19 protein-coding genes are annotated in these 20,597 nt (G+C 59.0%); 6 read left to right on the top strand and 13 right to left on the bottom strand.

Annotation, left to right across the window (positions count from 1 at the left end):
• Window positions 1-15: 15 nt before the first annotated feature.
• Window positions 16-774, top strand: a complete 759-nt coding sequence (locus BA177_RS03130; RefSeq protein WP_068612722.1) for an ABC transporter ATP-binding protein — start codon at window positions 16-18, stop codon at window positions 772-774.
• The gene (locus tag BA177_RS03125; protein ID WP_068612719.1) at window positions 774-2,258 is read left to right on the top strand and encodes a glycine betaine ABC transporter substrate-binding protein; all 1,485 of its coding nucleotides are present in this window, start codon (window positions 774-776) and stop codon (window positions 2,256-2,258) included. Before BA177_RS03130 ends, BA177_RS03125 begins: the two co-directional genes overlap by 1 nt.
• 3 nt (window positions 2,259-2,261) lie before the next feature.
• Here BA177_RS03125 and htpG read toward each other — a convergent pair whose 3' ends face one another.
• The 8 genes from htpG to BA177_RS03085 all read right to left on the bottom strand — a co-directional run bounded on the left by htpG (window position 2,262) and on the right by BA177_RS03085 (window position 10,001).
• Window positions 2,262-4,145 carry a molecular chaperone HtpG gene (htpG, locus tag BA177_RS03120; RefSeq protein ID WP_068612716.1) on the bottom strand — a complete coding sequence of 628 codons (1,884 nt, stop codon included), beginning with the start codon at window positions 4,143-4,145 and terminating at the stop codon, window positions 2,262-2,264.
• A gap of 117 nt (window positions 4,146-4,262) precedes the next feature.
• Window positions 4,263-4,511 (bottom strand): hypothetical protein, encoded by a 249-nt coding sequence (locus BA177_RS03115; RefSeq protein WP_068612714.1) that lies wholly within the window; start codon window positions 4,509-4,511, stop codon window positions 4,263-4,265.
• A gap of 62 nt (window positions 4,512-4,573) precedes the next feature.
• Window positions 4,574-4,750: a hypothetical protein gene (locus BA177_RS03110; protein ID WP_156762672.1), complete on the bottom strand. Its 177-nt coding sequence runs from the start codon at window positions 4,748-4,750 to the stop codon at window positions 4,574-4,576.
• Window positions 4,751-5,111: 361 nt separating this feature from the next.
• Window positions 5,112-5,372: a hypothetical protein gene (locus BA177_RS03105; protein ID WP_068612709.1), complete on the bottom strand. Its 261-nt coding sequence runs from the start codon at window positions 5,370-5,372 to the stop codon at window positions 5,112-5,114.
• A gap of 186 nt (window positions 5,373-5,558) precedes the next feature.
• Entirely contained in the window at window positions 5,559-7,043 is a 1,485-nt protein-coding gene (gene ppnN, locus BA177_RS03100) for a nucleotide 5'-monophosphate nucleosidase PpnN (protein ID WP_082989821.1), read from the bottom strand.
• 71 nt (window positions 7,044-7,114) lie between these two features.
• Window positions 7,115-7,627: a L,D-transpeptidase family protein gene (locus BA177_RS03095; protein ID WP_082989820.1), complete on the bottom strand. Its 513-nt coding sequence runs from the start codon at window positions 7,625-7,627 to the stop codon at window positions 7,115-7,117.
• A gap of 63 nt (window positions 7,628-7,690) precedes the next feature.
• A complete protein-coding gene (locus tag BA177_RS03090; protein ID WP_068612706.1) occupies window positions 7,691-8,083 on the bottom strand; it encodes a hypothetical protein in 393 nt (130 codons plus the stop codon).
• A 10-nt stretch (window positions 8,084-8,093) separates the two neighbouring features.
• Window positions 8,094-10,001 (bottom strand): LysM peptidoglycan-binding domain-containing protein, encoded by a 1,908-nt coding sequence (locus tag BA177_RS03085; RefSeq protein ID WP_068612703.1) that lies wholly within the window; start codon window positions 9,999-10,001, stop codon window positions 8,094-8,096.
• 197 nt (window positions 10,002-10,198) lie between these two features.
• Between BA177_RS03085 and BA177_RS03080 the strand changes: the two genes are divergently transcribed.
• Together BA177_RS03080 and BA177_RS03075 are read left to right on the top strand one after the other, a co-directional pair.
• Window positions 10,199-11,548, top strand: a complete 1,350-nt coding sequence (locus tag BA177_RS03080; RefSeq protein WP_068612701.1) for a succinylglutamate desuccinylase/aspartoacylase family protein — start codon at window positions 10,199-10,201, stop codon at window positions 11,546-11,548.
• Window positions 11,549-11,629: 81 nt separating this feature from the next.
• Window positions 11,630-12,571: an LpxL/LpxP family acyltransferase gene (locus BA177_RS03075; RefSeq protein ID WP_068612698.1), complete on the top strand. Its 942-nt coding sequence runs from the start codon at window positions 11,630-11,632 to the stop codon at window positions 12,569-12,571.
• Here the strand turns inward: BA177_RS03075 and BA177_RS03070 are convergent.
• Window positions 12,544-13,275, bottom strand: a complete 732-nt coding sequence (locus BA177_RS03070; RefSeq protein ID WP_068612695.1) for a 3-deoxy-D-manno-octulosonic acid kinase — start codon at window positions 13,273-13,275, stop codon at window positions 12,544-12,546. The two genes, BA177_RS03075 and BA177_RS03070, sit on opposite strands and share 28 nt — an antisense overlap.
• Before the next feature lie 29 nt (window positions 13,276-13,304).
• On the opposite strand from BA177_RS03070, the gene BA177_RS03065 reads away from it, so the two are divergent.
• A complete protein-coding gene (locus BA177_RS03065) occupies window positions 13,305-14,360 on the top strand; it encodes a glycosyltransferase family 9 protein (protein WP_068612692.1) in 1,056 nt (351 codons plus the stop codon).
• A 399-nt stretch (window positions 14,361-14,759) separates the two neighbouring features.
• Here the strand turns inward: BA177_RS03065 and waaF are convergent, their stop codons facing one another.
• From waaF to glnE, 4 genes are all read right to left on the bottom strand, one after another.
• Window positions 14,760-15,761, bottom strand: a complete 1,002-nt coding sequence (waaF, locus tag BA177_RS03060) for a lipopolysaccharide heptosyltransferase II (RefSeq protein WP_082989818.1) — start codon at window positions 15,759-15,761, stop codon at window positions 14,760-14,762.
• Window positions 15,762-15,773: 12 nt separating this feature from the next.
• Window positions 15,774-16,718, bottom strand: a complete 945-nt coding sequence (rfaD, locus tag BA177_RS03055) for an ADP-glyceromanno-heptose 6-epimerase (protein WP_068612686.1) — start codon at window positions 16,716-16,718, stop codon at window positions 15,774-15,776.
• Window positions 16,719-16,767: 49 nt separating this feature from the next.
• On the bottom strand, window positions 16,768-16,983 hold the full coding sequence (locus BA177_RS18510) for a zinc-finger domain-containing protein (protein WP_068618816.1): 216 nt from the start codon (window positions 16,981-16,983) through the stop codon (window positions 16,768-16,770).
• An 80-nt stretch (window positions 16,984-17,063) separates the two neighbouring features.
• The gene (gene glnE, locus BA177_RS03045) at window positions 17,064-19,958 is read right to left on the bottom strand and encodes a bifunctional [glutamate--ammonia ligase]-adenylyl-L-tyrosine phosphorylase/[glutamate--ammonia-ligase] adenylyltransferase (RefSeq protein ID WP_068612683.1); all 2,895 of its coding nucleotides are present in this window, start codon (window positions 19,956-19,958) and stop codon (window positions 17,064-17,066) included.
• A gap of 168 nt (window positions 19,959-20,126) precedes the next feature.
• On the opposite strand from glnE, the gene BA177_RS03040 reads away from it, so the two are divergent.
• The gene (locus BA177_RS03040; RefSeq protein WP_068618814.1) at window positions 20,127-20,597 is read left to right on the top strand and encodes a flavodoxin family protein; all 471 of its coding nucleotides are present in this window, start codon (window positions 20,127-20,129) and stop codon (window positions 20,595-20,597) included.

Genomic DNA, 20,597 nt, shown 5'->3' with positions numbered 1-20,597 from the left:
GAAAGACCGGAGAGCATGCAAGCTTCGATGCAATCGGACAGCGCCGTCGAATTTCAGAACGTATCGTTGAGGCGCGGCGCAGTACTCGCACTTGACCGACTCAACCTGACACTGCCGCGTCTCCAGACAACCGCAATACTGGGAGCCAGCGGCAGCGGCAAATCCAGCCTGATTCAATTGGTTATCGGACTGTTGCGACCGAGTTCCGGGCAGGTGCGAACGCTGGGTATGGCTATTGATTACAAGAATCCGGCGCCGCTGCGAAAGCGTATCGGCTATGCCATCCAGGATATCGCGCTGTTTCCGCATTTGCGGGTTCGCGAGAATATTCTGCTTCCTGCCCGACTCGACAACCGTAACGCCGACGAAAGCAACAGTCGATTGCAGGCGCTGCTGACGCTCATGCAGTTGCCGGCCGCTGTCCTTGATCGCTGGCCGCACGAACTGTCAGGCGGCCAACAGCAACGGGCCGGGCTTTGTCGCGCGATGATATTGCAGCCTGAACTGTTGTTACTCGATGAGCCTTTTTCAGGCCTCGATACGATGACCCGAATCGGCATACACGAACAGTTCCTGAAACTGCAGGAGGCCGAACCGATCTCAACGATCCTCGTGACCCATGACCCGCAGGAAGCGATTAACCTCGCTGATTACATTGTCGTCATGAAAGCGGGCCGCGTGCAGCAGCATGGTCCCGTTGATGCTGTCGTCGGCGCACCCGTCAACGACTATGTTGGCCAACTGATCACTGCATTGCCAGGGGTCACAGACTGATGCGGCGCTACATCCTGATCGGGCTGCTGTTGTCACTCACGTTGGGCAACACCAGCCATGCGCAAACCATCATTGTCGGCAGCAAGAATTTCACCGAGAACTACCTGCTCTCCGAAATCGCGGCGCAACTGCTGGAGGCAAAGGGTTTTGATGTCGAGCGTCGACAAGGGTTGAATGGCACAAAAATCAGCTACGAGGCTCTGCAGAACGGCGCAATCGCTGTATACCCTGAATACTCGGGCACGATTACCGAAGTCATACTGGCGCAGCCCGGTCTGGATGACATTGAGACTATCCGTACCGCCCTCGCGGCTCGAGAGCTGCGTTTTCTGGCACCGCTGGGATTCAATAACACCTATGCGCTTGCAGTGACCGAAGCATTCTCGCGCGACAAGGGTGTCCGGCGCATTTCAGACCTGCGTGCGACCCCGAACCTGCGCGCCGCCATGGCCCACGAGTTTCTGAATCGCGCTGACGGCTGGCCAGGACTGAAACAACGCTACGGATTGCAACAGACCACGCGCGGCATTGAACATGGACTCTCGTACGGCGCGATCAATGGCGGTGAAATCGATCTGACAGCCGCTTACTCAACAGACGGGGAAGTACTGCGTTCCGGGCTCGTGCTGCTGGAAGACGACCTGAATTATTTTCCGCGTTACCTGGCGGGCTACCTGGCCAATAACTTACTGCCTGCCGATGCCACCGACGTGTTGCAAACCCTGGCCGGGCGCATTGACAACACCCGCATGCAGGCACTGAACCTGCAGGCACTCGATCCTGATGTCAGCATTGCTGACGTCGCCGCGGGCTTTCTGCGTGAAGAAGGACTGGTCACCGCCGACTACCAGTCGGCAACATTCCTGCCGCAGCTGCTGCGCAATACACAACGCCACCTGAAACTGACTGCAACGGCACTGTTGCTGGCGATCGTGTTCGGGGTTGGCATTGCGATCAGCGTTCATCGCCACCGTGGCCTGTCGAACGCGTTTCTTTACGTTACCGGCTTGCTGCAAACGGTGCCGTCTATCGCATTGCTGGCATTGATGATTCCGCTTGCAGGGGTCGGCCAGACACCGGCCATCATCGCGCTGTTTCTTTACTCCTTGCTGCCAATCGCCCGCAGCACGGTCACGGCCATGCACGCGATACCGCCCGGCTACCGCCAGATGGCCGCCGCAATGGCGATGACCCGCACTCAGGAACTGCGTTACGTGTTGTTGCCACTGGCAATGCCGCATGTTCTGGCCGGCATACGCACGGCCGCGGTCATCTGCATTGGTACGGCCACGCTGGCTGCGTTCATCGGTGCCGGCGGCCTGGGCGACCCGATCGTAACCGGTCTGGCCCTCAACGACAGCCGCCTGATACTGCAAGGCGCAATTCCCGCGGCAGGACTCGCCATAATAACGGAACTGTTCTTCGGCGTGATTGAGCGCTGGCTCGTCGTTCCGCATATGCGCAACATGAGCCAGCCCCAATAGTACTTACGCGGCGTCGCTGGCCTTTTGCAGCTCGAGCATGAACTCGTTCATGCGCTTCACGTAAGCTGCCGGATTCTCCAGCTGACTGCCTTCCGCGAGCAGCGCATGATCCAGCACGATATTCGACAAGGCAGCAAATCGCTGCTCGTCTGACTCATCCGCGAGGCGCTGCACCAGCGGGTGTTCAATGTTGACTTCAAGTTGCGGCTTGCTCTCCGGCAACGATTGCCCGGAGGCTTCCAACATTCGTCGCAATTGCGGCGACAGGTCTTTTTCCGAGGCGACCACACAAGCCGGTGAATCCACCAGCCGCCGACTGACGACGACAGTTTCAACACGCTCCTTCAAGACGTCTGCTATGCGCTCCAACACCGGCTGGTGCTCATCGTCCTTGCTTTCATCAGCGGAGTCTTCATCGCTCGCGGGCAAATCCAGACTGCCACGACTAACATCGTGCAAGGTCTTGCCCTCATATTCGCCCAGATGATCGACCATCCAGGGATCAATGCGGTCATACAACAGGAACACTTCGATGCCCTGCTTGCGCAGCTTTTCGAGGTGCGGACTGGACTTCACTGTCTCGTAGTTCTCGCCAAGGATGTAGTAGATCTTGTCCTGTCCCTCGGCCGCCCGCGAGATGTAATCGTCCAGCGACTGATCCTGTGCAGCACCCTCACTGTGCGTGCTCGTGAACCGTAGCAGCTTGGCCAGTTTGTCCTTGTTCTCGTGGTCTTCCACCAGGCCCTCTTTCATGACCTGGCCAAACTGGCTCCAGAAGGTTGCGTACTTCTCGCTGTCGTTGCTCGCCATCTTGCTCAACATATCGAGCACCCGGCGCGTCAACGCGGTTTTCATCGCCTCCAGGCCCGGGCTCTTCTGCAGGAGTTCGCGCGATACGTTGAGCGGCAGGTCCGATGAATCGACCACGCCTTTGACAAACCGCAGGTACAACGGCAGGAACTGCTCGGCGTCGTCCATGATGAAAACGCGCTGCACGTACAGCTTCAGGCCACGCGGTACCTCCCGGTTCCACAAGTCGAACGGCGCATTGGCCGGGATATACAACAAACTCGTGTACTCGCGCTTGCCCTCCACCTTGTTGTGGCTCCAGCACAGCGGGTCGGCGAAATCGTGAGACAGGTGTTTATAGAACTCACGATACTCCTCGTCCTTGACCTCAGTGCGTCCACGGGTCCACAGGGCGGTAGCGGAGTTAACCGTACGCGGTTCTTCATCGTCAGCCCCGGAGAGCAGCACCGGGAACGCGATATGGTCGGAATACTTGCGTATCAGCGTTTCAATACGCAGCGCCTCGGCGAATTCCTTGTCGTCTTCCTTCAGGTGCAGCGTAACCCGGGTTCCGCGCGACTCGAGCTCAATGGGCTCGATCGTAAACTCGCCATCACCGTCGGATTCCCAACATACGGCGTCGGTCGCCGGCAACCCGGCCCGACGTGACTCGACCGTGACTTTGTCAGCGACGATAAACGCCGAGTAAAAGCCGACGCCGAACTGACCAATGAGGTGCGCGTCTTTGCGCGCATCACCGGACATTTGCTGCAGAAACTCCGAAGTACCAGAGCGCGCAATGGTGCCGAGATTCTGAACGAGCTCGTCGCGGGACATGCCTATGCCGTTGTCGATGATCGACAGGGTCCGCGCCTTGGTATCGAATTCGATCCGGATCCGGAGCTCGGCATCGTCTGCCAGCAGGTCAGGCTGCTCCAGCGCCTCGAAGCGGAGCTTGTCGGCGGCATCAGACGCGTTGGATACCAGCTCGCGGAGGAAAATCTCCTTGTTGCTGTACAGCGAATGGATCATCAGCTGTAGCAGCTGCCGAACTTCGGTCTGGAAACCGAGGGTTTCCCGGCTTGCTGTCTCGGTCACGAAATACTCTCCCAATATCTGAACGGATGGCCACCGGTTGGCCACCGGGCATCACACCATAGTGTCGATTGGGATTATTTCAAGGTTGCGGCCGGTGACAGACCGCGCGGACCGGGATCAATGGCGAGCAAGACTCGTCTGCTGACCGACCGTGCCGCGATAGAGATAGCTGACTGTGAGCAGGCATACGAGCGTCAGTGCCAGCGGCGGGCTGCTCATGGCCAATACCGCGCCCAATGCGGCAGCCGAGACTGTGCCGGCCAGCGCCAACAGGGCAATAATTGTGTTTCGCACTCGTTCAGCGAGCATTCGGGCCGATGACACCAGATCATCCAGGTCGTCGAGCCAAAGCAAAACACATTCCATTGCGATTCTCCGATTATCGATTCTTGCAGCTGCCGCAGAGTACGGCGGCCGCGAAGTCTGCGTTAAGACGCAGCGGGGTACAACGGCACCGGCGCATTTTCTTCAGCGGCCGTTTTTTCGTCCTGTTCCAGCGACGAAATATTCGACTGTTTGGCATGTGCTATTGCCCGGTGAAAAAGCTCCCAACGCTGCCGGGTTGCTTCGTTCTTCAGTGTTTCCGTGCGGGATTCTTGCTTCATAATGTTATTCGACATTGGTTGCCGTTCGCATAGTTTGCAGGTGCTGCGAAATATAGACCGCGCAGTCCGATAGTGCCGTGAGATATGTCACAGCTTTTTCCGTGTTTTTCGCAATAGTGAAGCAATTGTCTGAAAGGAGACTTGTTACCAGTATTTTGTCAATTGCGCGGCAGCATCGAGTGAGTGCTTGTCCATAAGTCATTTCGATTCGTCAGCCGATCGCAGCAAGCTTGAGACCGGGTCGGCCGCAAAAATATCCCTGGCATGCCGAAAAAAAAAGGCCGCGTCTGCGAGACGCGGCCTTGGCTGTTTGTCGATGCTGAACGCTTTGCTACAGGGTCAGCTGACGAATCCGCTGAACTCAGTCAGACTGATTGTCCGTCCATTTGCGTTTTACCTGCTCGGTCCAGTTTCGATAGCCTTTCCACGTATACAAAGACGGGTCGATACTGCTGCGACGTGTACTCGGAGCAGGCGCTTTCGATATCCAGCGACGGTATTGCTGCCAGCCATTGGCACCATCACTGTCATTGGCCGGTTCAGCAACGTCCTGACGGGCCTCTTTGGCTTCGTCCTCATCGTTGAAATCGTTACGCCAGTTGATGTTCTTGCTGTCTTGCATAGCCGTCTGCTCTTGACATCCTGTAGTGAAATACTACGTCGTCAGAGCCCTGTTTCACAGGAACTGCTTCACAATGCAGAAAGGCTTTTTAGTCTTTTAATTCAGCCACTTAAGAGCCGGTTTTACTTAATAAAGCGACCGGTTCGGGCAAACTGCGTGGCAGCGCACAATGGCGTTGCACAACACTCAGACCCGTACCACGTAACAGGGCTTGTAGCTGTCGCTTTCAAGCTTCATCCGGCCATCCGCAACAAAACCTGCCAACAAGCCGTCCAGCAGGCTCATGATCTCTGCGGAACCGGAGATCTCGAACGGCCCCTGCTGCTCGATAGCCGCCATGGTGTCCTCGCGCACGTTGCCGGACACCAGCCCTGAGAAAGCTCGGCGCAAATTCGCTGCCAGTTTGTGCGTCGGCAGATCGCGGGTAATCTGCAACCCACGCATTGAGTCATGCGTTGCACGAAACGGCTTTTGAAAATCGTGATCGATAGCAAGACGCCAATTGAAGTAGAACGCATCGCCCTGCTGTCGGCGATATTCCCGAACTGACTTCAGTCCGAGCAACATCTGTCGGGCAACCTCCTCCGGGTCATCGACGATGATCCGGTAGCGGCCCTGCGCCGTGGGCCCGAGTGTCGCGCCGATGAACTCGTCAATCTGTTTGAAGTAATCCGCGCGGTCGGCAGGTCCGGTGAGAATCAGCGGCATCGGCATGTCCTCGTTATCCGGGTGCATCAGGATGCCGAGCAGGTAGAGTATTTCTTCGGCAGTACCGACTCCGCCCGGGAACACGATGATGCCGTGGCCAACCCGTACAAAGGCCTCAAGGCGCTTCTCCATATCGGGCATGATGATGAGCGAATTGACTATCGGGTTCGGCGACTCGGCCGCAATAATGCCCGGTTCCGTGATACCTATATACCGCCCATTGCCAATTCGCTGTTTCGCATGGCCTATAGTTGCGCCCTTCATAGGGCCTTTCATCGCGCCCGGACCGCAGCCGGTACAAACGTTCAGACGGCGCAGGCCCAGTTCGTAACCGACCTTCTTTGTGTAGTCATATTCCTCACGGCTGATCGCGTGTCCACCCCAGCACACGACGAGATCGGCCGTCGCCGGCAAGTGGAAAACCCGGGCATTGCGCAGGATATGGAAAACCGCGTTGGTAATATTGTCGGAGGACTGCAGGTCGAAGCGGCCGCTCGCCTGGATTTCATTGCTCGTATAAACAACGTCACGCAGTACAGCGAACAGTTGCTCGCGGATGCCGCGTATCATTTCACCGTCAACGAAAGCCGACGCGGGTGCGCCCGTTAAAATGACCTTCAGACCACGGTCTTGCTGTTCAAAGCGCACAGCAAAATCCTTGTGCCGCCCCAGCACCTCGCGGGCGTCATCTGAATTGCCGCCGGAGTTGAGCACCGCCAGCAAGCAGCGGCGCAGCAAGGTATAGAGGCCGCCCTGACCGACATTGCGCAATTGATCGGCTTCGTGTTGCGAGAGGACTTCCAGACTCCCCTCTGGCCACACTTCGGCGTCAACAGTCTTGTCGCTGTCCGCCCGGATTACGCTACTCGATACGATATGACTGTGTTGCAAGGTGATTACCTGCTCGGCTGTGATTGTACGACTAGGCTGGTGACGGTAGTGGAATGTTGCGCTGCCGTCCATGCGGCAAATCCCGGTTTTTCATCCGGGACAATTCCCTGGGGCTTTCGCAGCAGCCCGGGCCTGTTCATTGATCAGGGCCGAATTTCTATCGGCGTGCCGTCCGGTGTCATCAGCCAGATGTCGATCATGTCCGAATTGGAAACCGCGATGCAGCCGTTGGTCCAATCCGAAGAGCGGTAATACGCTGCCGAATAGGTCGGTTCGTTTGGTTGGCCGTGGATCATGATCTGGCCGCCAGGATCAAGGCCTTTTTGTCGGGCTCGTGCGCGATCCTCCGGGCTCGGGTAGGAGATGTGCATCGAGAGGAAGAAATCACTGTTCGGGTTGCGGATATCGAGCAGGTAGCGACCTTCCGGGGTTTTCGCATCGCCCTCATACTCTTTGTGGCCCTCCGGCGCGATCCCGAGAGCGATATCAAAAGTACGGAAGGCTTGTCCATTGCGCAGCAAATGCAGTTTGCGGGCGCCCTTCTCCACAATGACTTCATCGGCCACAGGAAACTCGCTGCTACCGTCTGCCAGCGCCAGCGCGGGCAAACAGTGGGCAACCGATACAATGAATGCCCGGCGACTTACTCTTTTCATCCGTCACTCCACGGGGTCCAGCCTGAAAACTTACCAGACTCGGACGCGACCGGGAATCCTTCTCTAACGAACATTACGACCAACGATCCAGCCTATGGCAAAACCGATCGCGCCGGCGACCAGTGTGTAAGCGGGCAGATAGCGGAACAAGTCGAGCGGGTACATTGCATTGCTGCGTATGCCGTCCAGGTCTGTGTGGTAGCCGTAGTGCAGATACAAGGACAGGCCGAGTGCGGGGATGGCAAAGCCCAGCGTCCCCAGCAACCAGCGCCAGTCCGCGCCGCGCCAGCTTCCGCCGCCGCGGTACAAGGTCAGCGCTGCAAGCAGGATCAATACCAGCATCGGCACACTGTTGCGCACGGCAAATGCATCGGCACCCTCGACATAGGCCACGTAAGCAACAGCGGCCAGCGTTACGAACAGCACAGGCAGGATGCGGACTACGGTGCTCAACACGCGCTGCGACTCATTCTGCGGCAGTTACGAGTACCGGCAACTGGATGACGGTTCCGGGCTGCACCCTGTGCATATCCAGCTCCGGGTTGTACTGCCGAAACAGCCAAAGCGGAACTTTGTACTGGCGCAATGCGAGTACCCAGACAGACTCGCCTCGCTTGACGGTGTGCTCTCTGAGGCCGCGAATCGTCGTGCTGCGGAAAAATGCATCCTGCTGGGCCCGGTGATAGTCCACGCGTTTCGATTCGAAGTCGCTGACATTCACATTGCCAAGATCGAGTTTCAGACGATCGCCGATCGATACCGGCGTGCGAAATGCGAGACCATTGATATCGCGCAACCGTTGGGTACGAATCCCCAGCCAGTCCGCGTAGTGCCCGAGCGTCTCGAGCGGGTGCACTTCGATCGTCGAATCGGCCGCGACCGTGTAATCGCTGGGATCGGATAACAAGGAAGTCCGTGCAGTGCTCACTGTTGTGCCGTCACCGTCATCGACATCATCGGGCAACGCACCAGAACCTTCGATTACTTGTTCATCATCCGCTGCCAGCACGGCAGTTGGCTCGGGCTCGACAATCGGCTCGGGTTCCGGCTCGGGCTCCGGAGCGGGTGCAAGCGCAGCGGCCACGGCCACTGGCGCAGGTCCGGCAGCCGGCAAGCGGATCCGCTCGCCTATCCGGATGCGGTTGCCGCTGCCCATATTGTTCAGCGCCACCAGTGTGGATACGCGAGTCTTATACGCCTCGGCAATCTCAGACAGGGTGTCGCCACGGGCAACCGTATGGAAAAGATCCGGCAATTGCTCCTGCTGCCAGACGGATTCGTCAATGTTTGCCACGAGCTCGGCCAGCGGCGCCTGCAAGCGGCCACCCGGCACGCGGAGCTGGAACCCTTTCGGCAAGTGTTTGCTGCCTTGCCAGATTGTGGCCTGGGTTGCCGGGTTGTGTTGTGCCAGCTCCCGCGCGCTGATGCCGGTTGCTGTGGCGAGTGCATCGGCCGGTAAGTAGGCCGGCAACTCGACTGTGTCGTAGACCAGGGCGGGCTCGGCGGTAACCCCGGGGAAGTACTTTTGCGGGTCCTGATCAACTCTCAGCGCCGCCAGAAACGCGACATAGAAATTGCGCGACGCGAAACCGAAAGTACGCCCTTTGTACTCACGCATGATCTGCACGTAGTTGGTATCACCAAACTCCCGCATCGCGCGTCGCGCACCAGCCAGACCGTGGTTGTAGGCGGTGATCGCCATGGGCCAGTTGCCGACAATCGAATAGTTGTAAGCCAGCAGCTCGCCCGCAGCGACCGTGGCGGCATACGGGTCGTTGCGCTCATCCAGCACGTGGTCGATGCGCATGAAACGCCGGCCGGTGCCGCGGGTAAACTGCCATATGCCCGAGGCACCGACGTGCGAGCGCGCGCCCGGGTTGTACGAGGATTCGACGTGCGGCAGAGCGGCGAGTTCAAGCGGCACGCCCAGGCGGGAGAACGATTCATGCACGTGCGCGCGCCAGCGCCCTGCACGTTGCAAGCCTTCCCGGAAGCGGTCCGACAACCCCTGCTGGTAGCGGATCTGGTTTGCCGCGCTGTTTAGCTCGCTGTTACTGACATCGTCTGGCCACAATGCCAGAACGCGCTGTTCATCTTCGCTGAGATTGGCGCGCTTGCCGCTGCCCAGACTTCGCAGAATGCTTTGGTAGTGCTTGCGGCGTACGCCGACCCGCCGCTGCCGTTCGCGCCGTGAAACACTCGCCGGCATGCTGACCCGCTCGTAAACAACCGCAAGATTGCGGTTGTCGTGTAGCAGCCCTTCGTCGCTCGTATAGTCGGTGAAAACGGCCAACCAGAAGTCGACATCACGATTCAATTCAGCCGGCAGCGGGAATAGCTCGTCGTCCGCCCGGGCAAGGCCGGCAACCGACAAAAGGGCACAACAGAGAAGAGTAACGAGACGCGCTTTGCAAAAAGACCTTATCATCAGTAATAACTACACGTTGAATAACGGGCTGTGCGCAGGATTACCGCACAGTTCACAGAACTCACGGGCTTTATGAGGCATTTTCAAGCCTGCTGGAACCGGCAAACCGGAATCGCTGTCTGAGGCCCTATGGCCATCTGCAAATGAACACACAAATACTCTCCTTCCATAAATCGTTGCTGCTGTCTGCCGCATTACTCGCCGTTGCGCCGGTTTTGCCAGCAGCGGACGAACCCGCGAACGCAGCCGTTCAACTCGCCATGCTGGATGAGACCGGTAGCAGCGAGACGCGTTCGGAGACCGAAGCGGACAGCGACAGTGTCGTCAGCACGGATGCCGAGGCAGGCAACAATGCAACACCGGACCTGAGCTTGCCAAGTCCTGTCGTCGATGCCAGTGACCGCCTGGTTCCGGTCGTGCCGCTCGCCAATGCGGTAACCACCGCCGAACATGCCGCCGAAACCCTGCACTTGCTCGGCGACTCGGTACCGCCCGGCAGCTACCGGCGCCTCGCCTGGTCGGCCACGGAATTGTTCGAAGGCCTGCCGGTCTCCACACCGGTCCTGGTCGTCAACGGGCAGTTTGCCGGACCGACTGTATGCCTCACTGCGGCGGTACACGGTGACGAACTCAACGGCATAGAAATGGTCCGGCGGGTTATGCACGAACTCAACCCGGACAAACTGTCCGGCGCGGTTATTGGCGTGCCTATCGTCAACCTGCAGGGATTCAGGCGCGGCTCCCGTTACCTGCCGGATCGCCGTGACCTCAATCGCTATTTTCCGGGCAACCGCAATGGCAGCGCCGCATCACGCATTGCGCATTCGTTTTTTACCGAGATAGTGCTGCATTGTGATGCGCTGATTGATCTGCACACCGGTTCGTTTGAACGTACCAACCTGCCGCAACTGCGTGCTGATCTGCGCAATCCGGATGTCGTGACGATCACACAAGGCTTCGGCGCAACGGTAATCCTGCACAGTACGCCGGCACGCGGCACCTTGCGCTATGCCGCAACCGCGGCTGGCGTGCCCACCGTGACGCTGGAAGCTGGCGGGCCCTCGGAACTCGAACTCAAAGAAGTGAAACACGGTGTCAAGGGCGTGGAAACCTTGCTGCATACCCTGGGCATGGTCAAGCGGTCGCGACTCTGGGGTGACCCGGAACCGGTCTACTACCGGTCCTCCTGGGTTCGCGCAAACCGGGGCGGCATCCTGCTGGCGGATGTCAGTCTGGGTAGCAGCGTCCGCCGTGGCGATTTACTGGGCAGCATCACCGACCCGATGAACAATGCGACCACCAACCTGTACTCGCCGTTTTCCGGACGGGTCATAGGCATGGCCAAGAACCAGGTTGTCATGCCGGGCTTTGCCGCGTTTCACGTCGGCATCGCTACCGAACAAGCAGCGCCATTGAATGAAAACACGGCCGACCCTGCGGCGCATGACGAGGCTGGCGCAGACGACGGCTATACCGACGGCATCTCAGAATAGGCCCGCGTTCCGGGTACGCGAATTGCCCGCACGGTCCCGCACTCGTTACACTCGCGGCGCAACTCCGAACTGACGAGAACGATGAGCCAAACCGGGCGCAAACCGCTTTATCAATTCTGGACGCCGAACTACTGGCCGGCATGGCTGGGATTGCTGCTGTTGCGGATCGTATGCCTGTTGCCGCATCGCGCAAGGCTCGCGGCAGGCCGCTGGCTGGGTCGGTTTTTACACCGCATTGCCGGGCGTCGACGGGCGATCATCCGGCGCAATCTTTCGCTCGCCTTTCCAGAGCTGGACGAGGCTGCCCGCAACCAGCTGGCTCTCGAGCACATGGAAGCGCAGGGCATATCGTTGATCGAGCTGGGCATGGGTCGCTGGACGTCAGATCGCGAACTGGTCGCGCTGACCGACATCAGTGGTACCGAGCATTTGCAGCAAGCCGCCGACGACGGAATCGGCATTATTTTGCTGAGCGCGCATTTCACGACGCTTGAAGTCAGCGGCCGGGTACTGAGCCTGAACTGCCAGCCATTCGATGCCGTGTACCGCAAACACCGCAGCGAATTTCTGACCGAAATCCTGCGCACAGGGCGCGAACGATCGGCACGCAGCACGATCGAGAAAAACGACATCAAGAGCATGGTGCGCAGTCTGCGCGAGGGCCGCCCGGTCTGGTACGCCCCTGACCAGAGTTACAACCTCAAACAATCAGCGATGCTGCCGTTCTTCGGGGTGCCATCGATGACCAATACTGCGACCAGCACACTGGCCCGATTGGGCAAGGCCCGCGTGCTGCCCTATTTTCCGCGACGACTCGCCAATGGCCGGTACGAGCTTTGTATCCTGCCGCCGCTGGAAAACTTTCCGAGTGACGACGCGGCTGCGGATACGCTGCGCTATGTGCAGATTCTGGAAGAACGTATCCGGCTCTGCCCGGAGCAGTACTACTGGATTCACCGCAAGTACAAGAACCTGCCCGCCGATCTGCCGGACTACTACGCCGACCTTGACGCCTGGAAGTAGCCGTCCAGCAATTGCTGCCAGAAACCTTCGTTCCAGTTAATGGCAGGATCCAGGCCACGAATTTTTCGCAGACTGCGGTGCAGCCGCGCCAGGTTTTTTGCCTGCCAGGCGCCAGGCGCCCGCATACTGCCGCGATCAAAGTCCAGCAGGCACAATTCATCTTCGGCGTCGATTTGTACGTTGTAGGCGTTCAGATCTGCATGACAAATGCCATGCTGGTGAAAGCGCTGCAGTCCGGCACCGAGTTTCGACCAGAACAACGGACTGACTTCACGGCCCTTCAGCCGCTGCGACAGCGGCTCGATGCCCGGCACCCGCAGCGTCAGTAAATCGGCGGAATAAAATGTGCCCGCGCGCCGGTAGCGTGCCGCGACCGGTTGCGGCACAGGCAGACCCAACGCCCGCATCTTGTACAGGAGTCGCCACTCCATGAACGGTCGGGTGCGTTCCTCTCCCGTCCACACATAAACATCACGCACGAGCCGGCCGACCAGGCCACCGCGCACGAAGTGGCGCAATACGAACTCGTTGCTGCCGTCACTGACAAACAAGGTCTGACCGCGCCCGGCCGAGCGCAGATTACCTTGCACGGGCCGTGACTCACGCCAGCCGCGCGCGTGGAACTGCTCGTCGGAGATATGGTTGAGGATGGCGGTATCGTATAGGATGGCGCCGGTCTTGGTCTTCTCGACGGTGTCGCTCAAATCTTGCCGTCCTTCACTGGTTGATCTTCATGTTTCAGCACGCGCCGCCGGACAGTATTTGCGTGGTTCGTCTTTCGGCGATTGGCGACACCTGTCATGCGCTGGCCGTCGTACGCAGCATACAGGACACTTGGCCGGAAACGCGGATCACCTGGATCATCGGCAAGACCGAAGCAGGCTTGCTCGCCGATATTCCGGGCATTGAGTTTATCATTTTCGATAAATCGAAAGGCAGAGCCGCCTACCGCGATCTGCGCCGCCAGCTGCGTACCCAGTCTTTTGATGCCGCGTTATGCATGCACGCATCCATGCGTGCCAACTTCATCTACCGATCCTTGCGCACGCGATTGCGTATCGGTTACGACTACGCACGCGCCAAAGATTTTCAATGGCTGTTCACTAACCGTCGTATTGCGCCGGAGCAACGGCAGCATGTGCAAGACGCCATGTTGTCTTTTGCCCGCACGATCGGTGTACCGGATAAAACTCTGCGCTGGGATATTCCCCTGACCGAAGCTCAGCGGGAATTTGCTGCGCAATACTGCGACGAAGCGCGGCCGATCCTCGTCATCAGTCCGTGCAGTAGCCAGCGTGCGCGCAACTTTCGCAACTGGAGTGCCGAGAACTACGCCGCTGCCGCGCGTCACGCCCAGCAAAAATTCAATTGCAGGGTGATACTGACCGGCGGCCGCTCGGAACTGGAACAGGAGTACGCGACAACGATCCGCCGCCTGGCCGGCGACGATGTTGTCGACCTCGTGGGCAAGACCAGCCTGAAACAACTGCTGGCCCTGATCGAGGTGGCCGCCGGTGTGTTGTGCCCGGATTCAGGCCCGGCGCACTTGGCAACCACCGTCGCCACACCGGTCATCGGCCTCTATGCGACATCGAATCCTCTGCGTACCGGCCCCTATTTCAGCCGTGATCTGTGCGTCAACGCCTACCCGGAAGCGGCCGAGAAGTACCTCGGCAAGCCGGTAGACCAGCTGCGCTGGGGCCAGCGGGTGCGCGATCCCGGCGCCATGGGCCTGATCAGGCTGGCATGGGTCAAGGAAAAGATCGATGCACTGTTTGCCAAAATATAGCAATTTCCAGAAACATCACCGACTTTAAACGACTTTCCTGCTATTTTCCCGGACATTCCAATTGCGGAGCTCGCCGCGAAGGGCGCAAACCGGGCCTGCTGCGCGCCATCGCCGAAAATACTCATTTTCTCGATATTCGCGCTATTTATTAGTATTTCTTGCCAAATTTATGGATTTTAATACCATAGACGCATAGTACAACACAGCCGAAATCGATCATTGCCACGCGAGATCAGCAAATTCAGGAAATAGCGGAATTTGACCGCATGTTTAATCGCTTTCGCGATATTTAGACACGTTATCCGAGCAATTAGCGATGCAACTCCGGCGCGGGCACAACACCACCAGGGGCGCGCTTCTCAGCCGATCACGATTTTCGAAGATAGCAGAGTTTTCCAGCTAATTCGCCACAATACTGCTCAGAACACGCTCTGGAGTAATTTCACGCAAGCACCGCAGGTGCCCGAGCGGGCACTCGCGCTGGAAACAGGGGCTGCAGTCCAGATCGAGGTAATGCAGCGTCTTCTGCGCGGTCAGCGGCGGCGTGAAATGCGGGGACGTCGAGCCGTAAATACCGACCACGTGGGTGCCGACGGCCGCCGCGACGTGCATAAGACCGGAATCGTTGCTGACCGCTGCCGCGCTGGCCGCCAGCAAATCAACAACATCGACGAGTTTGGTGCGGCCGCAAAGGTTTAGTGCCTTGCTGCCGCTGGCTATGGCCTCACCCAATGGCTGCTCTTTGGCCGAACCGAGCACCCAGACGTGGTAGCCGGCGCTGTCCAGGCTGTTCGCCAATGCCGTGAATGACTCCAGCGGCCAGCATTTTGCCGGGCCGTATTCGGCACCGGGCATCATGGCGATTACCGGCCGGTCCAGTTCGAGCCCCAGCTCCGAGTACAGTCGCTGCTGATTTTCCGTATCGACCCGCAATGCCGGCGGCGGAATCTCCGGCAAGGGCTCGTTTCTGTCCAGCCCCAGCGCAAGAAAGCGTTTGACGGTCTGATCCAGCACACTCTTGTCAAACGGGCGGCGGTCATTGATGACGCCATAACGCATTTCGCCGCGGAAGCCGGTGCGGCGGGGTATGCCTGCGAAATACGGTACCAGCGCCGCCTTCATTGACCGGGGCAAGACGATCGCGCGATTGTAGTTCGCCGGCCGCAACCATTGTCCCAGCTGCCAGCGCTGGCTGAACGCCAACTCCCCGTGCGCGAAGGGCAGCACCAGGCGCTTGTGAACTTCGGGCATGCGGGCAATGACGGGTAACGACCATTCGGGGGCCAGCAGGTCAATGAGGCATTCGGGGTCGCGGAACTTCAGCCATTTGAACAACGACTGCGCCATGATCATGTCGCCTACCCAGGACGGACCGACGACGAGTATGCGTGTCTGCCTCAACGTGACGCCAGATCAGGTCGCCAACGCGTCCAGGTAATCACGCACGCCGTGCGCAACATCGCGAAATTCAACATCGCAACCGGCAGCGCGCAATGCGGTCAGATCCGCTTGCGTGTAACTCTGGTATGCACCTTTCAAATGCTCGGGAAACGCGACATAGCGTATCCGGCCACGCCCGTGCCATTTGATGACCGCCTTGGCGACATCGTTGAAACTCTGTGCGCGGCCGGTGCCGGCATTGAACACGCCCGACACATTCCGGTGCTGCAAGAACCACAGGTTTAGCGCTGAAATATCATCGACATAGACAAAATCGCGCTGTTGCTCGCCGTCATCATAACCATCGCAGCCTTCGAACAGGCGAACCTCGTGGTCGTCCTTCAACTGCTGGTTGAAGTGGTAGGCGACACTTGCCATAGCGCCCTTGTGCTGCTCGCGCGGACCGTAGACATTGAAGTAGCGCAAACCGACAACCTGCTGCTGGTCCGTCAGCGACAATCGCCGTACGTACTGATCGAACAACAGTTTGGAATAGCCGTAAACATTCAACGGCCGCTCATTGCCCGGCGACTCCGTGAACTCGGTGGCGTCACCGTAGACTGCTGCGGACGATGCGTAGATCAGCGGCACGCCGAACTCGAGGCAGCGGTGCAAGAGCGTTTTCGAATAGCTGTAATTGTTCTCCATCATGTACTTGCCATCCCACTCGGTCGTGGTCGAACAAGCACCCTGATGCAGAATCGCCGACATGCTTTGCACAAAAGCGGCGTCGGTCTCGACCCGCTGCAGAAACTCGGCGCGATCCATGTAGTCGAGAATCGGCAGATCGGCGATGTTGCGGAATTTATGCCCGTCGCGGAGGTCATCCACAATCAGTACATCGTCAGCGCCTTGCGCTATTAACGAACGTGCGAGGTTGCTGCCGACGAAGCCCGCACCACCGGTCACTACGTGCATTAGCGCTTCGCTCTGCGGTCTGGCGCTGCCAGGAATGCCGGCGCCGTTGTCATCGGGGATCAGTCAGGACGTACTGCGCACCGCAATACGGACACTTGGCCTCGCCCGTGACTGCCACCGGCAGGTAAACCTTGGGGTGCGAGTTCCACAAATACATGCCCGGCATGGGACAGGACAGCGGCAAATCCTTGCGACTGACTTCATAGCGATGTTCTGAATTGGCCGGAATCAAATTCTGCTCGACCGTCCCTGCTTTGGCTGCCACCTGTATCACCTGTGTCGTGCTGGAAGAGGCCGCGATTATAGCAACGCCATTGACCGCGCGGCTAACACCAGTCAAAGGAATCAAGCCAGCAACTCATCCCACAGGGCCGAAACGAACGCCCGCTCGGTCGGAAACGCGTCATTGGCAACCACTGGCGGCTTGCCGTCGAGCAACAAGGTATGCAGACGCAGCCGATAGGCCCGGTAGCTGTCCTGCAGCCTCGCCACGGTTTCCCGGGGCAAACAGCCAGCAGCACCCAGCGTACCCAGCTGGCGGATATTGTCCGGGTAGTGAATGATCGCCGGTTCGCGAGCGGCATTGGCCAGAACCAGGTACTGCACGATGAACTCAATATCGCCGATGCCGCCTTTGCCCTGCTTGAGATCGAAGCCTTGATCGGCCGCACTGTCCAACTGGGCGCGCATCTTTTCACGCATGGCGCGAACATCGTCGCGCAAGCTGTCGCGATTGACCCGGCCTGTCAGTGTGTCTGCACGGATCCGCTCGAATTCGCGCGCGACCCCGGCATGCCCGGCAACAGGGCGGGCGCGCAACAGCGCCTGATGTTCCCAGGTCCAGGCGTTTTCCCTTTGATAGCGTTCAAACGCCTCGACACTGGTGACCAGCAAGCCCGCCCGACCACTGGGGCGCAATCGCGTATCCACATCGTAGAGCGCTCCGGAGCCCGTTTGTATGGTCAGAAAATGCACGAGCCTGCGCGCGAGCCGGACAAAAAACATGCCGTTTTCCACGGCCTTGGCCCCGTTCGTGTGCTGCTCGCTGCCACGCGAATTGTGCAGAAATACGAGATCGAGATCCGAGCCGTACGACAACTCAAAGCCACCAAGCTTGCCGTAAGCGATGACACCGAGCCCGGCTGCGCGGTTGTGGCCATCTTCCACAAAGCGTGGCTCGCCGAAACGTTCAACCAGATCCCGCCAGGCAACAGTCAATGCCTCGGCCAGCACGATCTCAGCCAGGTCGGTCAGTTGATCGCTGACCTTCATGATCGGCAAGTTGCCGGTAAAGTCAGCCGCGGCAATTCGAAACAGTGCCGCCCGCTGGAACTGACCCAGCACCTCGACGCGCCGTTCGCTGTCCACCTCACCAAGGCTCGTCAGTCGCTCGGCAAGGTTTTCGCGCAACGTTGCGGCGTTGTAATCGACTGAATATGGCCGCGGATCCAGCATCTCATCGAGCAACATCGGAAACCGCGCGATTTCCTCGGCGAGGTAAGCGCTTTTTTCACACAGCTCAATGAGGCGTCGCAGAGCCGCTCTGTTTTCGATCAACAGTGCCACGTAAGCGCTGCGCCGCAGAACCCGGGCAACGATATTGAGCAAGCGCCGCAGTGTTTCCGCCACCTGCGCCCGACCGTGCAGCATATCCAGCATCACCGGCAATAGCTGGTTGAGACGCCGGCGGGCCGTAGCATCCGCCTGCAGGGTCGCCCGGTCCTGCAGAAAACGGCACATTTCGGCCGCCAGCACAGCGGGCTCCTCGTAGCCGTGCTGCAGAAACTGCTGCTCCCAACTGTCCGTATCGAGCACCGACTCACAATGTGTTGCGAATCCCGCGCGCAGTTCCGACGCCGCCGTTTCGTGAGCACCGCGAAACGCAACCGCCGTGAAGCGCTCACTGACGAACGTGCGATGCTGCTCGATTTCCGCCTCGAGCGTTCGCCAATCAGGGCGATCCATAGCCAACGCGATCCGCGCCTGATCCGCTTCGTTATCCGGCAAGTCGTGAGTTTGCTGGTCACGCATGGCCTGAATGAAATTTTCCACACGGCGCAGAAAAGCGTACGACTCCAGCAGTCCGTTAACCTCACTGCGCAACAGGTCACGCGTGTCCGCCAACTGACGCAGTGCCTGCTGCAGTTCCCGGCAACGCAGACCGCGAACCTGGCCGCCGCGCACCAGTTGCAGGGATTGCGCAATGAATTCAACCTCACGAATCCCGCCCGGCCCGAGCTTGACGTTGCGGGCCATTTCGCGTCGTTGCACCTCGGCACTGATCATCGCCTTCATGTCGCGCAGCGACTCGAAAATGCCGAAATCGAGATAGCGTCGATACACGAATGGTTCAATCAACTCTTTGTAGAGTGCCGTTACCTCGATATCACTGGTCGCCGGCACTATCACCCGCGACTTTATATACGCGTAGCGCTCCCAGGTGCGACCGTGATTGAGCAGATACGACTCCAGCGCCGCAAAACTGACCACCGGTGGGCCACTGTCGCCGAACGGCCGCAAGCGGGTATCCACCCGGTAAACGAAACCATCCGCCGTCGACTCCTCCAGCAAGGCCACGATCCGCCTGGCCAGCCGCGTGAAATATTCCTGCGCTGACAACGTGCGGGCGCCATCGCTGTCGCCATCGTGCGGGTAAAGGAAAATAACGTCGATATCGGACGAGAAATTAAGTTCGCGGCCCCCGAGCTTGCCCATGGCGAGTATGCACAGAGACACTGGCTGACCGTCGGCGTCCCGCACGTCACCAAACCGTTCGCGCAACTGCCGGCGGGCATAACCTTCGCAGGCCGCTACCAGGTTGTCGGCCAGCGCGGACAATGACGTTAATGTTTCGTCCAGCTCGGCCTTGCCGTGCAGCTCGCGCCACAGGATATGCAGCAAACTTCGATTGCGCAGACTGCGCAGCTGGCGGCCGAACAATGGCTCATCCGCATCCTGTGACAACTCACTCCACGCCAGCTGCGGCGCGGTATCGAGCGCACCACTTGCCGCTTGCTCGGCAAACCAGGCCCAGTGACGGCGCAAGGCGTTCGCCGCATACTCGCTGGTCGCTACCAGTTTCAGCAGTTCGGCAGCGCCGAGTGATGCATTCATTAACGCCGGCAGGGCTGCTGGCTCCTGCTCCTGCATGAGCGTCAGCCACAAGCGGACCGGCGACTGCAGCAGCACAGGCAAGTCGTCGACCAGGTCAGCAAACTGATTTTGCGGTTGCGGTAACATTCGCGAGAGTCTAACCAAATGGAGGACAAGTGTTCAGCGCAATGTACCTCACTCCGAAGTCTGCCGCCGTCGATGTTCTGGCGCGCAGCAATCTCGCAATGTGCCGCTCATGAACGAACACGCGGCGACAGACCGCCGCCGAAGCGCCGGCGAGCGGTGATCGCAACCATGAGCGAGAACAAACAACTGCTGATCGTTTACCACTCGCAATCCGGTTCAACGACGCGCATGGCAGAAGCGGTCGAAACGGGTGCGCGGCACCCTGATATAGACAACGTTGAAGTGCGACGATTGGATGCGCTCGCAGCGGGCGTTGAAGACCTTTTGTGGGCCGACGGTCTGATTCTCGGCACACCCGAAAATTTCGGCTATATGAGCGGCGCACTGAAGCATTTCCTCGACCAGGTCTACTACCCCTGCCAGGACAAAGTCAGTGGCATGCCGTACGCGCTGTTCGTGCGCGCGGGCAATGACGGCAGCGGCGCCATCAAGAGCATCCAGCGAATAGTGTCCGGCCTCAACCTGAAGCAGGTTCATGAGCCAATATTGATGTGCGGTGATTTTGACGAGCAGCAACTACAGGATTGCGAAGAGCTGGGCATGTTGCTCGCTGCTGGCCTGGAAGCGGGGGTCTTCTAG

Origin of the sequence: Woeseia oceani, assembly GCF_001677435.1 — a bacterium.
GTDB lineage: Bacteria > Pseudomonadota > Gammaproteobacteria > Steroidobacterales > Woeseiaceae > Woeseia > Woeseia oceani.
This window is presented reverse-complemented; position numbering and strand designations above follow the sequence as displayed.